The organism is Microbacterium sp. Marseille-Q6965 (assembly GCF_946151065.1).
Classification (GTDB): Bacteria; Actinomycetota; Actinomycetes; order Actinomycetales; family Microbacteriaceae; genus Microbacterium.
Genome location: NZ_CAMGZA010000001.1, coordinates 1059709 through 1074432, shown reverse-complemented (window position 1 = coordinate 1074432; position 14724 = coordinate 1059709). Strand labels below are relative to the sequence as shown.

The following is a 14724-nucleotide window of genomic DNA, read 5'->3' as shown; positions in this document are numbered from 1 at the left end:
CAAAGCTCAGAAATTTCACGGATTAATGAAAGTTTGATCTTCCTGAAACATTTGGGGCGGCCCGGCGCGGCGCCGCTCCGCTAGCGTCAGCACATGCGAGACAACCCCCGCTACGCGTTGACCGACGCGCACGAGATCGCCGAGCTCGTGCGCGCCAACCCGTGGTGCCGCGTCGTGAGCCACGTGCCGGGGGCGGGGCTCGTCGCCTCGCACTACCCGATGCTGGTGGACGAGGACGACGACGGCCTCACGCTGCTCAGCCATGTCGGACGCCCGGACGAGCGCCTTCACCGGCTCGGCACGAGCGAGCTCCTCGTGATCGTCGAGGGCCCCCACGGCTACATCTCGCCCAGCTGGTACGGCACCTCTCCCGTGGTGCCCACCTGGAACTTCACCGCCGCCCACCTCACGGGCACGCCGGAGATCCTCGGCGACGATGAGAACCTGCGTGTGCTCGCGCGCCTCGTCGAGCACTTCGAGCGGCCGCTGCCCGAGCCGCAGCTCCTCGAGGGACTCAACGCCGAGTATGCGGAACGCATCGTCTCGGGCACGGTCGGGTTCCGCATGAGGGTGGAGCGGATCGTCGCGAAGCGCAAGCTGAGCCAGGACAAGCCGCGCGAGGTGCGCGAGCGGATCATCCGTGCCCTGCGGGAGCCCGGTCCGTATCGGCAGCCGCAGCTGGCCTCCGATATGGAGGCGCACGCCCTGCGAGACGGGGCGGACGCATGAGTGACATCCTGCTCGCGAACGCCCGGCTGAGCGACCACGACGGACTCGTCGACATCGCGGTCGCCGACGGCACGATCTCGGCCGTCCATCCGGCGGGAGTCGGCCCTCGCGCGGGGCAGCGGCTCGACCTGGACGGCCGGTGGGTGCTCCCGGGGCTCTGGGACGCGCACATCCACGCGACGCAGTGGGTGACCGCCGGCCGCCGGCTCGACCTGGCGGCGGCGAAGAGCGCCTCAGAGGCCCTCCACATCGCCGCGGGCAGGCTCGCCGGTCGCGACCCGGCACGGGCGCTCATCGGCTACGGCTTCCGCGACGCGCTGTGGCCGGACGCGCCGACCCTGGAGGCCATCGATCGCGTCGCCGGCGAGCGGGTCGTCGTGCTCGTCAGCGGTGACCTGCACTGCGGCTGGGTCAGCAGCGCCGCGGCGCGCGTGCTCGGGGTCGACGTCGATCCGAGCGGCGTCGTGCGCGAGGCCGCGTGGTTCGCCGTGCACGCGCGCCTGGACGACCTCGACCCGCTGACGTCCGACGACTTCCGGCGCGCGACCGCGGCGGCGGCGCGCCGGGGTGTGGTCGGGGTGGTGGACTTCGAGAACGATGACAACATCGCGGCCTGGCCCGCGCGCGTCGCAGCCGGTGTGACGTCGCTGCGCGTCGTCGCGGGAGTCTGGCCCGACCGGGTGGAGGCGGCGATCGCCGCCGGTCTGCGCACGGGCGATCCGCTCGACCCCGCCGGCCTGGTCCGGGTGGGGCCGCTGAAGGTAGTGGTGGACGGGTCCCTCAACACGCGCACGGCATGGTGCTGGGACCCCTACCCGGGCTACGCCGCCGGCGCACACGGTGCATGCGGCGAGGTGACCGTTCCCCCGGAGCAGCTCGTCGCGCTGCTGGGCAGGGCCAAGAGCGCCGGGATCGGCGCCGCCGTCCACGCGATCGGCGACCGGGCGAACACCGCGGTCCTCGATGCGTTCGAGGAGGTCGGGATGACGGGCACGGTGGAGCACGCGCAGCTGGTGCGCGAGGAGGAGTTCGCCCGGTTCGCCGCGCTGGGCCTGGTCGCCAGCGTCCAGCCCGAGCACGCCATGGACGATCGGGATGTCGCGGACCGCCATTGGGCCGGACGCACCGGCCGCGCATTCGCGTTCGGTTCGCTGCTGCGTGCGGGCGCCGAGCTGCGCCTCGGGTCCGACGCCCCGGTGGCGCCGCTCGATCCCTGGCAGGCCATCGCGTCGGCGGTCGGGCGGGCGCGCGACGGCCGCGAGCCCTGGCACCCTGAACAGCGCATCCCGATCGATGCCGCGCTGCGCGCGAGCGTCCGGTCCGAGATCGCGGTCGGCCAGCCCGCCGACATCGCCGTCGTGGAGGCCGACCCCCTCGGGGCGCGACCCGAAGTGCTGCGCACCATGCCGGTCGCCGCGACCCTGCTGGCGGGCCGCCCGACCCACCTCGCCCTCTGAGGCGTGCGGGCGCCTCCTCCGCGGGCCCGGGGGCGGGTCTCAGGCCTCCCGCGGCGGCTCGTCGCGCAGCCGGGGGAGCGGCTGGGTCTCGATCGCCGCGTGCTCGGCGGCCTCGCGGCGTTCGGCGAGCGGGAACGCGACCTTGAACGTCGCGCCGCCGCCCGGCGTGTCCTCCACGGCGACGGAGCCGTGGTGCGCCTCCACGATCGACGCGACGATGGCCAGCCCCAGCCCGCTCCCCCCGGTTTCGCGGGCCCGCGAGGTGTCGGCACGCCAGAAGCGCTCGAAGATCTGCTCTCGGATCGCCTCCGGCACGCCCTCGCCGTGGTCCACCACCGCGATCCACCCCATGTCGGCGTCGGGGTCGACCCCCACCTCGAGCTCGATCGGGGTGCCCTCCGGGCTGTAGCGCCGCGCGTTGCCGAGGAGATTCGTCACCACCTGGCGCACCTTGTTCTCCTCGCCGAGCACGAGGGGCGGGATCGCCACGGCCCGCGCCCGCGGCTCGGAGAAGTCGATGGGCGCCACGTCGTCCCCCGTCTCCGCCGCGGCCCTGCGGCGACGGAGCCGGTCGAGGGTGGCGGCCGTGACGCGCTCGATCGCCGACGTGGCCGGGTGGCGCCGCCGCTCGGGGCCCGGCGCCGGATCCCCGTCCTCCGACGTCTCGCGCGCGGTGGGGATCGGGCCGGTCAGGGCCACGAGGGTGCGGTCGATGACGGTGACCGGCCGAGAGGGATCGGCCGCGCGCGTGTCGAGCGCGAGGTCCCGTGCCACGCGGCGCAGGTCGATGGGGGCGATGTCGAGCTCGCGGCGCTCGTCCAGGCGCGCGAGGGCCAGCAGGTCCTCGACGAGCACGCCCATGCGCGTGGCCTCCTTCTCGATGCGCTCCATCGCGCGCGCGGTGTCCTCGGGGGTCTGTATCGCGCCCATCCGGTACAACTCGGCGTAGCCGCGCACGCTCACGAGGGGGGTGCGCAGCTCGTGGCTGGCATCGCCGATGAATCGGCGCATCTGGCGCACGGTGGCGTCGCGCTGCGAGATGGACGCATCCACGCGGTCGAGCATCGTGTTGATGGCCGATTTCAGGCGGCCGATCTCCGTCGTCGGCTCGATGTCGGTCATGCGCTGGTGGAAGTCTCCGCCGGCGATCGCCATGGCGGTGGACTCGACCTGGCGGAAGCGGCGGAAGGTGAGCGTGACGAGCCAGCGTGTGCCGAAAGCGCCGGCGACGATCGTCATGAGCGCCACGAACGTGAACACCGCGAAGTAGGTGCGCACGACGCTGATCACCTCGGCGTGTGGCAGGGCGATGATCTGACTGTAGAAGGCGTTCTTGCCGGCAGGCTCAACGATGCCCACCGATGCGCGGAACTCGGAACCGTCCGCGCCCTTCAGACCGAACACCTCGGAGGTCAGCGGCTGTGCCTCGTCCAGGGTGAGGGTCGACGGGAAGCGTGGTGGCACCGCCTCGTCGCTCAGGCCGCCCGCCGACGCGATGAAGCGCCCGTCCGGGCCGTAGAGGGCGACGAAGTACTCGGTGCGCAGATCGCCGAGGTCCTCGGAGCTCTCCGCGGCGTCGAGCACGCGCTCCGCCATCGTGTCGCTCTGCACCAGCTGCACCGCCGACTCGTCGACGCTCGACAGTAGCGCGCTGTAGAGCACGAACGACGTGCCGACGCCCGCGACGAACAGGCCGATCGCGAGCACGGCCACCGTCACGCCGGTGACCTTCGCGCGCAGGCTGATCCGCCGCCACCAGCGGGTGAGGGCGTCGGGTTCCTTGGCCAGGATCGTGCCTTACGAGGCCTTGTCGACCTTGAGCATGTAGCCGAAGCCGCGCTTGGTCTGGATGAGCGGCTCTGCCGCGTGCGGGTCGATCTTGCGGCGGAGGTAGGAGATGTAGCTCTCGACGATGCCGGCATCGCCGTTGAAGTCGTACTCCCAGACGTGGTCGAGGATCTGCGCCTTCGACAGCACCCGATTGGGGTTGAGCATGAGGTATCGCAGCAGCTTGAACTCGGTGGGGCTCAGCTCGATCTGCGTGTCGCCCACGTACACGTCGTGGGTGTCCTGATCCATCGTCAGTTCGCCGGCGTGGATGACCTGCTCCTCCTCCTCGCTCTGCATGGTGCGGCGGAGGATCGCCTGGATGCGCGCGACGATCTCGTCGAGGCTGAACGGCTTCGTCACGTAGTCGTCGCCGCCCGCATTGAGGCCCTTGATCTTGTCCTCGGTCTCGTCCTTCGCGGTGAGGAACAGGATCGGCGCGGTGTAGCCGGCGTCGCGCAGGCGCTTGGTGACGCTGAACCCGTTCATGTCGGGGAGCATCACGTCGAGCACGATCAGGTCCGGCTCCTCCTCGAGGACGGCGGAGATGGTCTGCGCGCCGTTGATCACGGTCTTCACCTGGAATCCCGCGAATCGCAGGCTCTGCGACAGGAGATCCCGGATGTTCGGCTCGTCATCGACAACGAGGATGCGCGGTGCGGTCATGGCCCCATTATGTCGGCCGGAGCGATGATCGGGCTGGAAATCGCGACGGATCGGCGGAAAGCGAACATGCCGAGGCCTTCGTCCCGTCCGACGCGGGAGGGCGCGCGGTCCCAGATCAGGGCGCGAACCCCGAGATCCAGCCGGACCTCTCGGCGCCGCTTGCGTCGATGAGGGTCCAGGCCCAGTGCTCCCCGGTGCGTCGAGCGTCGGCCCGGGACATCAGCCAGTGCACGACCTCGGTCACCGGGGGCGACCCCGGTTCGGCGTCGACGAAGACACGGAACGCGTTCTCCTGGGGCAGGTAGGCGGCGTCGGCGACGCCCGGGCGGGTGGCGAGCTCCACGAGGAGGCCGAGCTTCTCGTCCCCGTGCAAGGCGGGGGTTCCGAAGCGAGCCCCGGGTGCCGTGAGCTCCGCCCGCCGTCCCGCCGCCACGGCGGCGCGGTGCAGTGCCGGGAACACGGCCGTGTCGTCGGCCGCCACCGTGACCGTGCAGCGGATGCCGTCGCACCCCTCCCCGTCGACGGTGAGCGACACGTCGGCCGTGCCGGCCCTCGCGATCTCGAGCGCGTCGGCGACCGCCTCGGCGACGACGACCGGGGCGGCATCCGCCGCGGCGCCCACCTCGACGCGCGGCGGCGCACCGTCGTCCCCAGCGCGGAACGCGATGCGGAGGGTCGCGCCCTCACGCGCTTCGAGCACGCCCGGCGCCGTGAGCGAGCGGAAGGCGTCGAGCGCGAGCGCGTGCGCCCGCTCCGAGGAGAGCCCCGGATCGACGGTCACCTCGGCATCGAGCACCACCGGCTCCACCACGCGCTCGCCGAAGTTCGGCAGCGGGGGCTCGGCGATCGATTCGGCGGCACGCAATGACACGCCGGTGACGCCCGGTGTCGCGCGGACGACCGCAGCCGCGCGCTCGAGTTCGGCGGGAACCGTCGGTGCCGAGGCGCAACCGATCGTGGTGGCGAGCGCGGCGAGGACGAGACCGGCGACGCTCGCGCGAAGCGGGTGACGCATGCCCGTGAGAGTACGTGCCGATCCTGAGATCCGCCGACAGGCGCCTAGGCGGCGACGAGATCGCCGACGTCGAGGATGGTGTAGCTGTAGCCCTGCTCGGCGAGGAACCGCTGGCGATTCTGGGCGAAGTCCTGGTCGACCGTGTCGCGGGCGATGAGCGTGTAGAAGCTCGCCGTCTGACCGTCGCTCTTGGGCCGCAGCAGGCGGCCGAGGCGCTGAGCCTCCTCCTGGCGCGATCCGAACGATCCGGACACCTGGATCGCCACCGACGCATCCGGCAGATCCACCGAGAAGTTCGCCACCTTCGACACCACGAGCACCGGCACCGTACCGTCTCGGAAGGCCTGGAACAGTTGCTCGCGCTCGTCGACGGGGGTGGAACCGGTGATCTTGGGAGCGTCGAGCGCCTGTGAGAGCTCGTCGAGCTGGTCGAGGTACTGCCCGATGACGAGCACCTGCTCGCCCGGGTGGCGCGCGATGATGTCGCGAACCACGTCGATCTTCGCGGGCGCCGTCGCCGCGAGGCGGTAGCGCTCCTCGTCGGCGCTCGCCGCGTACTCGAGCCGCTCATCCGCCGGCAGGTCGACGCGGACCTCGTAGCAGGCCGCGGGCGCGATGAACCCCTGCGCCTCGATCTCCTTCCAGGGCGCGTCGAACCGCTTGGGCCCGATGAGGCTGAACACGTCGCCCTCGCGCCCGTCCTCGCGCACAAGAGTGGCGGTCAGTCCCAGGCGGCGTCGTGCCTGCAGGTCGGCGGTGAGCTTGAACACGGGCGCCGGCAGCAGGTGGACCTCGTCGTACACGATGAGGCCCCAGTCGAGCGCGTCGAGCACGTCGAGGTGTGCGTACTGGCCCTTCCGCTTCGACGTGAGGATCTGATACGTCGCGATCGTGACCGGCTTGATCTCCTTGACCTGCCCCGAGTACTCGCCGATCTCCTCCGGAGTGAGGGTGGTGCGCTTGAGCAGCTCGTCGCGCCACTGACGCGCCGAGACGGTGTTGGTCACGAGGATGAGGGTGGTCGTCTTCGTCGCGGCCATGGCGCCGGCGCCCACGAGCGTCTTGCCCGCGCCGCAGGGGAGGACCACGACGCCCGACCCGTCGGCGCTGAAGGTCTCGACCGCCTGCTGCTGGTAGGGCCGCAGGTTCCACCCGTCCTCGTCGAGGGCGATCGCGTGGGGGGTGCCGGGCGTGTAGCCGGCCAGGTCCTCGGCGGGCCAGCCGATCTTCAGCAGCTCCTGCTTGATGTGACCCCGCGCCCACGCGTCGACGACATACGTGTCGGGCGCGGGCTGGCCGATGAGCAGCGGCTGGATGCGCTTGTTGCGCGAGACTTCGGCGAGCACGGCCCGGTCGGTGGACTTGAGCAGCAGCTCGCCCTCGTCGCCGCGCTCGATCGTGAGACGGCCGTAGCGGTTCACCGTCTCGCGGATGTCGGTGGAAACCGACGGCGGCACGGGGAAGCGGCTCCACCGATCCAGCGTCTGCAGCATGTCGTCGGCGGTGTGGCCCGCGGCGCGCGCGTTCCACAGCCCGAGGCGCGTGATCCGGTACGTGTGGATGTGCTCGGGGGCGCGCTCGAGCTCCGCGAAGACGGCGAGATCGTGCCGCGCCGACTCGGCATCGGGGTGCGCGGCCTCGAGCAGGACCGTGCGGTCGCTCTGGACGATCAGGGGGCCATCAGACATAGCGAATCAGTCTACCGCCGCGGGGTGAACGTGGCACCGGTCGTTACGCCCGGCGTAGCGAGGCGATCGACCGGATCGGCAGGGTGCGCTCGACGTCGGCGCCCCGGTCCAGGCCGCGCAGGCGACCCCCGCCGAGGCCGGTCGCCTCGAGGGTGAACTCCCGCTGGGAGCCGTCCGGCAGCGCCACCGTGACGACGAGGGTCGCCTTCTCGCGCACGGCGGCGTCGAGCTCGCGCTCGCGCCAGGCCGCGTCGGCATCGCCGGATTCCGACTCGCGCAGGCGGGCGAGGAGCGCGGCGTAGCGGTCGGCGTCGGGCGTTTCGGCGGCCGCCAGACGGTGCCGCCGCAGCGCGACCGCCTCGCCCTCCTCATCGATCACCACGACGGGATACCGCGCATCGGCGAGCGCCCAGTACACCGCCGCCCGGTCGGCGCGCGTGCGCAGCAGTCGGCCGTCCGGCACGAGCCCGAGGGGTCGCAGCGCCTGATCGACCGCGATCGTGTCGAGCAGCTGGTGATCGCGGCTCGAGACCACCGTGTGTCCGGTTTCGGGATCCAGCGAGATGCGCACGAGCCCGTGGCGCTCCGCCGTCCGCTCGATCAGGTACGCCAGCGGCTGCGGCAGGCCGGTCAACGACAGCTCCGACAGGAAGGTGCGCAGGCCGTCGGCGGTCTCGCCCGCCGACAGCGCCTGACCGATCGACGCCTCCGTGAAGCGGTACGTCGATGCCTGTGCGTGCGACTCCCGCACCGCCATGCCGCGCAGCCGCACGTCGAGCTCGGGCGCGAGCGGGCCCGGTGAGATCGCGGTCAGGTCATTCTGCAGGAAGACACGGTCGACCTCCTGCGGCAGCAGCGCCAGCAGCGGCGCCGGCTCGGGGGACTCGCCGCGACGGGGGAGCGCGGCCCATTCCGGCTCGCCGCCGTCCTCCGCGACGAGGCCGACGAGGCGCCACAGCTCCGCCCAGCGCGCCGCATGCTCGGGCCACTCGGGGTCGAGCGGGTACGCCTGCGGCCACAGGGCCGGATCGATCCAGCCGCCGCCGTCACGCAGTCCGGCCGGCAGCGCGCTACGCAGCGCCGAGACCAGGGCAGACCAGCGCTCGCCGGTGGAGCGGCGGATCCACTCCGCGCCCGCGGACGTCACCAGCCAGCGGCGATCCTGGCCGCGCAGCAGCCCGGCCAGCTCGGCGGCCCGGACGAGAGCGTCGGCCTCGTCACCGTCGCGCGCCAGCTCCTCCTGAACCAGGCGCTTGCGCTCTGTGGCCGCCAGGCCCGTCGCCACGCGCCCCAGCGGCACCCGCAGGGCGTCGATCAGAAGGTCCGCCAGTGCGGTCGTGGCCGTGAAGGCGCGCTCGGCGGCATGGGCGGCCGCGTCGGACGACGCCGGCCGGGGAGCCCGCGCCGGGGTCGGCGTGATCTCGTGCGGCAGTGCCTCGGCCACCGGGGCGAACGGGCGGCCCTGGGCATCGGTGAGCCCCAGCTGCTCCGGCCCCGAGCCCGTCCGCAGCGCGTGCAGGTCGTCGCGGGGAAGCGCGCGCAGTGCCGCCGCGATCGAGGCCGGGTCGAGCAGCGCCTCGGCCGCGTCGAACCAGCTGCGCCACGGCACGTGCGCCGAGATCCTCCGCGCGCTCAGCAGCCGGGCGATCTCGCCGTCCTCTCTGGCGGCGAGACGCTCCGCGAGCGTGCGCGCTTCGGCTACCACGCGATCCGGGGCCTCAGGACGGGCGGTCCGACGCCCGTCCCCTTCGGATCATCGACATGATCAGCAGCGCGAAGATGAGCACGAACCCCACCGGCAAGCCGAACATCGGGATGGTCGCGATGATCGGCCATGCGCCCCGGCCGAAGTCCTCCGCTTGCAAGCCCGCCGCGTCGGCGATCAGGAGCGCGAAGAAGCAGCCGACCGACAGCACGATCACGCCGAGCGACATGAACGTGAGGATCCGATCGATGCGGCGGACCGGGGTCTCGTCGGCGGGCTGCTTGCTGCTCATCCCGACCAGGATACGCGTCGCCGCCGGATGGGTAGGCTGGAAACGAGGCGCGGCGACGCGCCCCATCCGCATCCGTCCGCACGATCGCTCAGCAAGAGGTGTCCCATGCCCACCGGCAAGGTCAGGTTCTACGACGAGGAGAAGGGCTTCGGCTTCATCGCCTCGGACGACGGCCAGGACGTCTTCCTGCACGCCACGGCGTTGCCCGCGGGCACGACGCCGAAACAGGGCGCGCGCGTGGAGTTCGGCATCGCCGACGGCCGCAAGGGGCCGCAGGCGCTCTCGGTGCGCGTGCTGGAGGCGCCGCCGACGCGCGTGAGGCCGAACCGCAAGAAGGCGGAGGACATGGCGATCATCATCGAGGACCTCGTGAAGATGCTCGACGGTGTCGGCGAGGACCTGCGCCGCGGTCACTACCCCTCGAACAGCCACGCGCGCAAGGCCGCCGCCGTGCTGCGAAGGGTCGCCGATGAGCTCGATGTCTGACACCCCCGACGAGGCGCCGGAGCCGCAGGGCGACGCGCCGCAGGATGCGGCCGCCACCGCTGCGTCCGCCGACGAGGCGGTCGGGGCGCCGGTGACGACCGAGCCGGAGGTCGTCGCGGGGGAGGCCGCGGAAGAACCGGTGCACGGGGCGCCGGCCGAGGCCCCCATGCCTGGGCCGGAACTCGCCGCGCCGGAGGCGTCCGACCCCGAGGTCGGGACCGCCGCCGCGCCGGTCGTGCCCGACGCGCGGCTGCTCGAGGCGCACGATCTCGCCCTCGAGGCCCTGCGCGAATTCACACCGGACCCGTCCATCGGCGCGCCGGCGGGGCACCGCGTCGAGGCGGATGGCGTGGTCTCGCTGCTGTTCGAGAACACGCTGCCCGGCTACCCCGGCTGGTACTGGACGGTCTCGCTCGCCGTGGTCGAGGGCGCCGAGCCGACGGTGCTCGAGGCCGAGCTGCTGCCGGGGGAGGGTGCGCTGTTGGCGCCCGAATGGGTGCCCTGGTCCGTGCGCCTCAAGGAGTACCAGGCGGCACAGGCCGCGGCCGAGGCGGCCGCGGAGGATGACGCCGCCGAGCGCGACCAGGGCGACGACGACGCGGACGACGAAGAGGACGACGCGGCGTCGGACCTGGACGACGACTTCGACGAGGACGACCTCGACGAGGACGACCTCGAGGAGGACGACGAGCTCGATGCCGACGCGTCGCCGATCCTGCACGCCGGCGACGTCGACGGCGTCGACATCGACGAGCTCGACGAGGACGACGACGAGGACGACGAGCTGTCGGACGACGAAGACCTTTCGGACGACGAAGACCTGTCGGACGACGACGCGGACGACGAAGAGGACTGACGGCAGCGCGAGGCGCGGCGTCGCGCGTGCCTCTCTCGGCGCCCGATCGGGCCGGCGGACGGGGTCCGCGCCGGGTCAGCGGTTCGCGAGTACGTAGTCGAGCGAGCGGATCAGCTGGCGCACGTCGTCCGGCTCGACCGAGACGAAGGTCGCGATGCGCAGCTGGTTGCGCCCCAGCTTGCGGTACGGCTCGGTGTCGACGATGCCGTTGGCGCGCAGCGTCTGGGCGACGGCGGCGGCGTCGACCGACTCGTCGAAGTCGATCGTGACGACGACGGGCGAGCGGTGCGCCGGGTCGGCGACGAACGGCGTGGCGATCGACGAGGCCTCGGCCCAGTCGTAGAGCGCCTGCGACGACGCGCGGGTGCGGGCATCCGCCCATTCCAGCCCGCCGTTGTCGAGGATCCAGCCCAGCTGGGAGTCGAGCAGGTGCAGCGTCGCGAGGGCGGGGGTGTTGTACGTCTGGTTCTTCCGCGAGTTGTCCAGCGCGGTCGCCAGGCTCAGGGACTCCGGGATGTACCGGCCGCTTGTGGCGACGCGCCCGATGCGCTCGATCGCGGCCGGCGAGACGGCCGCGAGCCACAGGCCCCCGTCCGATCCGAGGTTCTTCTGGGGGGCGAAGTAGTAGACGTCCGCCTGTGCGGCGTCGAAGTCGATGCCGCCGGCGGCGCTGGTCGCGTCGATCACCGTGAGCGCGCCGTCGTCGCCGGTCACGCGCGAGACGGGGGCCGTCGCGCCGGTGGACGTCTCGTTGTGCGGCCACGCATACACGTCAACGCCGGCCACCGGCTGCGGCAGCGCGATCGATCCGGGCTCGGCGCGGCGCACGTCGGGCGCCTCCAGCCAGGGGGCGCCGGCGGCCGACGCGAACTTGCCGCCGAACTCACCGAAGGTCAGGTTCTGGCTGCGCTTCTCGATCAGCCCGAAGGCGGCGGCGTCCCAGAACGCCGTGGACCCGCCGTTGCCGAGGATCACCTCGTACCCGTCGGGCAGACGGAACAGGGCGGACAGGCGCTCGCGCACGCTGCCGACGAGGTTCTTCACGGGCGCCTGGCGGTGCGAGGTGCCGAGCAGCGATCGCCCGACGGCGGCCAGGGCCGTCACCTGCTCGTCCCGCACCTTCGAGGGGCCGCAGCCGAATCGTCCGTCGGCGGGCAGGAGATCGGCGGGGATCGTGAGCGTCATGCGTCCATGGTAGGACCGGTGCCGGCGTGCTCCTCGCCGGCCGCCGCCGATCCCGGAGAACGCTCACTCGGCGCCGAATAGGATTGCCGGAGGAACCCGACGGAGGCCCCGATGACCGACCTGATCGACACGACGGAGATGTACCTTCGCACCATCCTCGAGCTCGAGGAGGAGAACATCGTGCCGCTGCGCGCGCGCATCTCCGAGCGGCTCGGGCACTCGGGTCCGACGGTCTCGCAGACGGTCGGCCGCATGGAGCGCGACGGACTCGTGCACGTGGGCGAGGACCGTCGCCTTGAGCTGTCTGAGGTCGGCCGGCAGAAGGCCGTGGACGTGATGCGCAAGCACCGCCTGGCCGAGCGGCTGCTCTCGGACGTCATCGGCCTCGACTGGGCCTATGTCCACGAGGAGGCGTGCCGCTGGGAGCACGTGATGAGCGAGCAGGTGGAGCGCCGCCTCATCGAGCTGCTGGGCAGCCCCACGGAGTCGCCCTACGGCAACCCGATCCCCGGGCTCGACCTCATCGGCGGCGAGCCCAGCCGCGACTTCGACGAGGGCGTCATCGGGCTGGTGAAGGCGCTCGACGCGCAGGGCGGCCCGATCCAGGGCACGGTGCGGCGCCTGGCCGAGCCGGCGCAGGTCGACCCCGAACTGCTGCAGCAGCTGCGCGTGGCCGGCGTCGTGCCGGGCGCCTCGGGCGACTTCCGCTACAGCGAGGGCTACGTGCTCGTGCACATGGACGGCAGCGACGAGGCGCTCGAACTGCCGGTCGAGATCGCGTCGCACGTCTTCCTCGTCGCGGCCCGCTGAGTCCTTCTGCGAGCGCGGTGACGCTCTCAGGAACGGGGCGTGACATTTTCGTTATCTTCCCGTAGGGTGGGGAAATCCCGAGGCCGCAAGGTCCACGAACCCGTTCTGCAAGCAATCGCCTCTCCGGCTCGTCCTTCTTGCAGGATTCACTGTCCGACGACAAGTGCTGACGAGCCGGCGCTACCCGAGCGCGAGGCGACGGAGGAACACGTCTTGACTCAGAACCCGATGTCCGCAGGCTCGCCCGAGGCCACGGACCCCACCCGGACCGGCGCCCCCGCGCCGGCGAAGATCAGCCGCCGCGACATCCGCATCGCCGAGCGCGCCCTGCGCGCCGAGAGCGCGCCGAAGATCCGGCCGCTGCGCGCGGCGGGCACGATGACCGCGGTTCTCGCGCTCATCGCCGGCGTCGCCATCCCCGCCTACGCCGCCACGCAGGGCGGCGGCGAGGCGACCGCGGAGCAGGTGACCGCCCACGACATCGCCGAGGCCGACGCGCAGTCGCTCACCGTCGGTGGCGGCGCCACCGCCTCGCAGCTCAGCGCCTCGAGCTACTCGGGGACCACGGCGAGCGAGATCGAGAAGGAGAAGGCCGCCGCCGCGGCGGCCAAGCGCGCCAAGGAGATGGCGGCCGAGGCCGCGGCGGCGGCAGCGTCGTCCTCCGCGGCGTCGGTCTACAGCGGAAACGCGACCCCCTCCGCGCCGAGCGAGGGTGTCGTCTTCCCGCTCCCCGCCGGCGCCTGGACCTCGGGTCGTGGGCTCGGCGACTCCGGCTACCACAAGGGCTGGGACCTGCTCGCCTCGACCGGCACCCCGATCTTCGCCGCCGCGGATGGCGTGGTCTCGCAGTCCGGCTGGTTCGGCGGCTACGGCAACGCCGTGACGATCGAGAGCAACGTGGGCGGCAGCGCCACGACCACCCGGTACGCGCACATGTCCTCCATCGCGGCCGCCGCGGGGCAGACGGTCACGGCCGGGCAGGTCATCGGCTACGTCGGTTCGACGGGCAGCTCCACCGCGCCGCACCTGCACTTCGAGGTGTACGTCAACGGCGGCCTCGTGAGCCCCCAGGCCTGGCTGCCCTACTGATTCACGCTTTCGAGGGCCCCGTCGGCAGCCGCCGCGGGGCCCTCGTCGCGTCTGCGCCGCCGACGGACGGGTCCGCGGGGCGCCCGCGGCGACACGCCCGGGAATTCTCCTCCGCGGGATGGCCCCGCATCGCCGCCGCAGGGCTACTCTGATCCCGTCGCCGCGTGAAGCGGAGGGAGAAGCCGATGTCGCGAATACCTCGCATCCGCACCATGGATGCGCTCGGGCGTTACGTGCTTCGGCATCGTGTGCACACGGTGCGCGGGTCGTCCGCGTGCGAAAGGCGCTGTCTGTGAGACAGCGCCTTTTTTCGTGCCTGCGCACCCCCGCACCGCGCTCCACCGCAGAGCGTGGCGTCACGGGATCGAGAGCCCGGAAGCCGTCCGGGACCCATCGAAAGGACAGGGCATGCGCACTCTGGTGTTGAACGCGGGCTATGAGCCCCTCGCGGTCGTCTCGTTCAAGCGCGCGCTCGTGCTCGTGATGAACGAGAAGGCGAGCATCGTCGAGCGGATCGAGGACGAACCGGTCTGGGGCACCCACGGGTCGTACGAGCGTCCCGCCGTCATCGTGCTCACCCGCTACGTGCGCGTGCCCGGCGGCCGCCGCGTGCCGGTGACGCGCCGCGGGGTGCTGCGCCGCGACAACCACCGCTGCGGTTACTGCGGCAAGCCGGCCTCGACGATCGACCACATCCTGCCGCGCTCGCGCGGCGGTGCAGACAGCTGGGAGAACCTCGTGGCCGCGTGCCTGCGGTGCAACAACATCAAGAGCGACCGCACCCCCCAGGAGATGGGGTGGGAGCTGCGCATCACGCCCCGCCCCCCGCGCGGCGGGGCGTGGACCGTGCGCGGCGTGGAGCGCGGCGACCCGCGCTGGGAGCCGTACCTCGCACTCGCCGCCTGACCCGCGCGGGGAG

The 14724-nt window shown here is 72.2% G+C and carries 14 protein-coding genes; 7 read left to right on the top strand and 7 right to left on the bottom strand.

Annotated features, from left to right (window positions below; all coding sequences use genetic code 11):
- The first annotated feature begins 93 nt into the window (after positions 1–93).
- A complete protein-coding gene (locus N8N77_RS05190) occupies positions 94–729 on the top strand; it encodes an FMN-binding negative transcriptional regulator (protein ID WP_261165169.1) in 636 nt (211 codons plus the stop codon).
- The gene (locus N8N77_RS05185; RefSeq protein WP_261165167.1) at positions 726–2186 is read left to right on the top strand and encodes an amidohydrolase; all 1461 of its coding nucleotides are present in this window, start codon (positions 726–728) and stop codon (positions 2184–2186) included. The genes N8N77_RS05190 and N8N77_RS05185 overlap by 4 nt, the downstream gene beginning before the upstream one ends.
- A gap of 39 nt (positions 2187–2225) precedes the next feature.
- Here N8N77_RS05185 and N8N77_RS05180 read toward each other — a convergent pair whose 3' ends face one another.
- From N8N77_RS05180 to N8N77_RS05155, 6 genes are all read right to left on the bottom strand, one after another.
- Positions 2226–3905: a cell wall metabolism sensor histidine kinase WalK gene (locus N8N77_RS05180; RefSeq protein ID WP_261165165.1), complete on the bottom strand. Its 1680-nt coding sequence runs from the start codon at positions 3903–3905 to the stop codon at positions 2226–2228.
- Between the two features lie 78 nt (positions 3906–3983).
- Positions 3984–4679: a response regulator transcription factor gene (locus tag N8N77_RS05175; protein WP_261165162.1), complete on the bottom strand. Its 696-nt coding sequence runs from the start codon at positions 4677–4679 to the stop codon at positions 3984–3986.
- Between the two features lie 115 nt (positions 4680–4794).
- Positions 4795–5694 (bottom strand): hypothetical protein, encoded by a 900-nt coding sequence (locus tag N8N77_RS05170; RefSeq protein ID WP_261165160.1) that lies wholly within the window; start codon positions 5692–5694, stop codon positions 4795–4797.
- A gap of 44 nt (positions 5695–5738) precedes the next feature.
- Positions 5739–7382, bottom strand: a complete 1644-nt coding sequence (locus tag N8N77_RS05165) for a DNA repair helicase XPB (RefSeq protein WP_261165158.1) — start codon at positions 7380–7382, stop codon at positions 5739–5741.
- 43 nt (positions 7383–7425) lie between these two features.
- The gene (locus N8N77_RS05160; protein ID WP_261165156.1) at positions 7426–9087 is read right to left on the bottom strand and encodes a helicase-associated domain-containing protein; all 1662 of its coding nucleotides are present in this window, start codon (positions 9085–9087) and stop codon (positions 7426–7428) included.
- A 13-nt stretch (positions 9088–9100) separates the two neighbouring features.
- Positions 9101–9379 (bottom strand): multidrug ABC transporter ATPase, encoded by a 279-nt coding sequence (locus N8N77_RS05155; protein ID WP_261165155.1) that lies wholly within the window; start codon positions 9377–9379, stop codon positions 9101–9103.
- Between the two features lie 105 nt (positions 9380–9484).
- Here N8N77_RS05155 and N8N77_RS05150 point away from each other — a divergent pair, with 105 nt between their 5' ends.
- Both N8N77_RS05150 and N8N77_RS05145 read left to right on the top strand, forming a co-directional pair.
- Positions 9485–9865 (top strand): cold-shock protein, encoded by a 381-nt coding sequence (locus N8N77_RS05150; RefSeq protein WP_261165153.1) that lies wholly within the window; start codon positions 9485–9487, stop codon positions 9863–9865.
- Positions 9849–10721 (top strand): DUF3027 domain-containing protein, encoded by an 873-nt coding sequence (locus N8N77_RS05145; RefSeq protein ID WP_314732512.1) that lies wholly within the window; start codon positions 9849–9851, stop codon positions 10719–10721. Before N8N77_RS05150 ends, N8N77_RS05145 begins: the two co-directional genes overlap by 17 nt.
- Before the next feature lie 75 nt (positions 10722–10796).
- Here N8N77_RS05145 and serC read toward each other — a convergent pair whose 3' ends face one another.
- On the bottom strand, positions 10797–11906 hold the full coding sequence (gene serC, locus N8N77_RS05140; protein WP_261165152.1) for a phosphoserine transaminase: 1110 nt from the start codon (positions 11904–11906) through the stop codon (positions 10797–10799).
- Between the two features lie 111 nt (positions 11907–12017).
- On the opposite strand from serC, the gene N8N77_RS05135 reads away from it, so the two are divergent.
- From N8N77_RS05135 to N8N77_RS05125, 3 genes are all read left to right on the top strand, one after another.
- Positions 12018–12716, top strand: coding sequence for a metal-dependent transcriptional regulator (locus tag N8N77_RS05135; protein WP_261165150.1), 699 nt, complete (start codon positions 12018–12020; stop codon positions 12714–12716).
- A gap of 228 nt (positions 12717–12944) precedes the next feature.
- Positions 12945–13805, top strand: coding sequence for a M23 family metallopeptidase (locus N8N77_RS05130; protein WP_261165149.1), 861 nt, complete (start codon positions 12945–12947; stop codon positions 13803–13805).
- A 408-nt stretch (positions 13806–14213) separates the two neighbouring features.
- The gene (locus N8N77_RS05125) at positions 14214–14711 is read left to right on the top strand and encodes an HNH endonuclease (RefSeq protein ID WP_261165148.1); all 498 of its coding nucleotides are present in this window, start codon (positions 14214–14216) and stop codon (positions 14709–14711) included.
- The last annotated feature ends 13 nt before the right edge of the window (positions 14712–14724 follow it).

Bases quoted from the DNA above. Each gene is read 5' to 3' on its own strand.
- N8N77_RS05190 (WP_261165169.1), top strand. From the start codon at position 94: ATGCGAGACAACCCCCGCTACGCGTTGACCGACGCGCACGAGATCGCC.
- N8N77_RS05185 (WP_261165167.1), top strand. From the start codon at position 726: ATGAGTGACATCCTGCTCGCGAACGCCCGGCTGAGCGACCACGACGGA.
- N8N77_RS05175 (WP_261165162.1), bottom strand. From the start codon at position 4,679: ATGACCGCACCGCGCATCCTCGTTGTCGATGACGAGCCGAACATCCGG.
- N8N77_RS05170 (WP_261165160.1), bottom strand. From the start codon at position 5,694: ATGCGTCACCCGCTTCGCGCGAGCGTCGCCGGTCTCGTCCTCGCCGCG.
- N8N77_RS05165 (WP_261165158.1), bottom strand. From the start codon at position 7,382: ATGTCTGATGGCCCCCTGATCGTCCAGAGCGACCGCACGGTCCTGCTC.
- N8N77_RS05155 (WP_261165155.1), bottom strand. From the start codon at position 9,379: ATGAGCAGCAAGCAGCCCGCCGACGAGACCCCGGTCCGCCGCATCGAT.
- N8N77_RS05150 (WP_261165153.1), top strand. From the start codon at position 9,485: ATGCCCACCGGCAAGGTCAGGTTCTACGACGAGGAGAAGGGCTTCGGC.
- N8N77_RS05145 (WP_314732512.1), top strand. From the start codon at position 9,849: ATGAGCTCGATGTCTGACACCCCCGACGAGGCGCCGGAGCCGCAGGGC.
- serC (WP_261165152.1), bottom strand. From the start codon at position 11,906: ATGACGCTCACGATCCCCGCCGATCTCCTGCCCGCCGACGGACGATTC.
- N8N77_RS05135 (WP_261165150.1), top strand. From the start codon at position 12,018: ATGACCGACCTGATCGACACGACGGAGATGTACCTTCGCACCATCCTC.
- N8N77_RS05130 (WP_261165149.1), top strand. From the start codon at position 12,945: ATGTCCGCAGGCTCGCCCGAGGCCACGGACCCCACCCGGACCGGCGCC.
- N8N77_RS05125 (WP_261165148.1), top strand. From the start codon at position 14,214: ATGCGCACTCTGGTGTTGAACGCGGGCTATGAGCCCCTCGCGGTCGTC.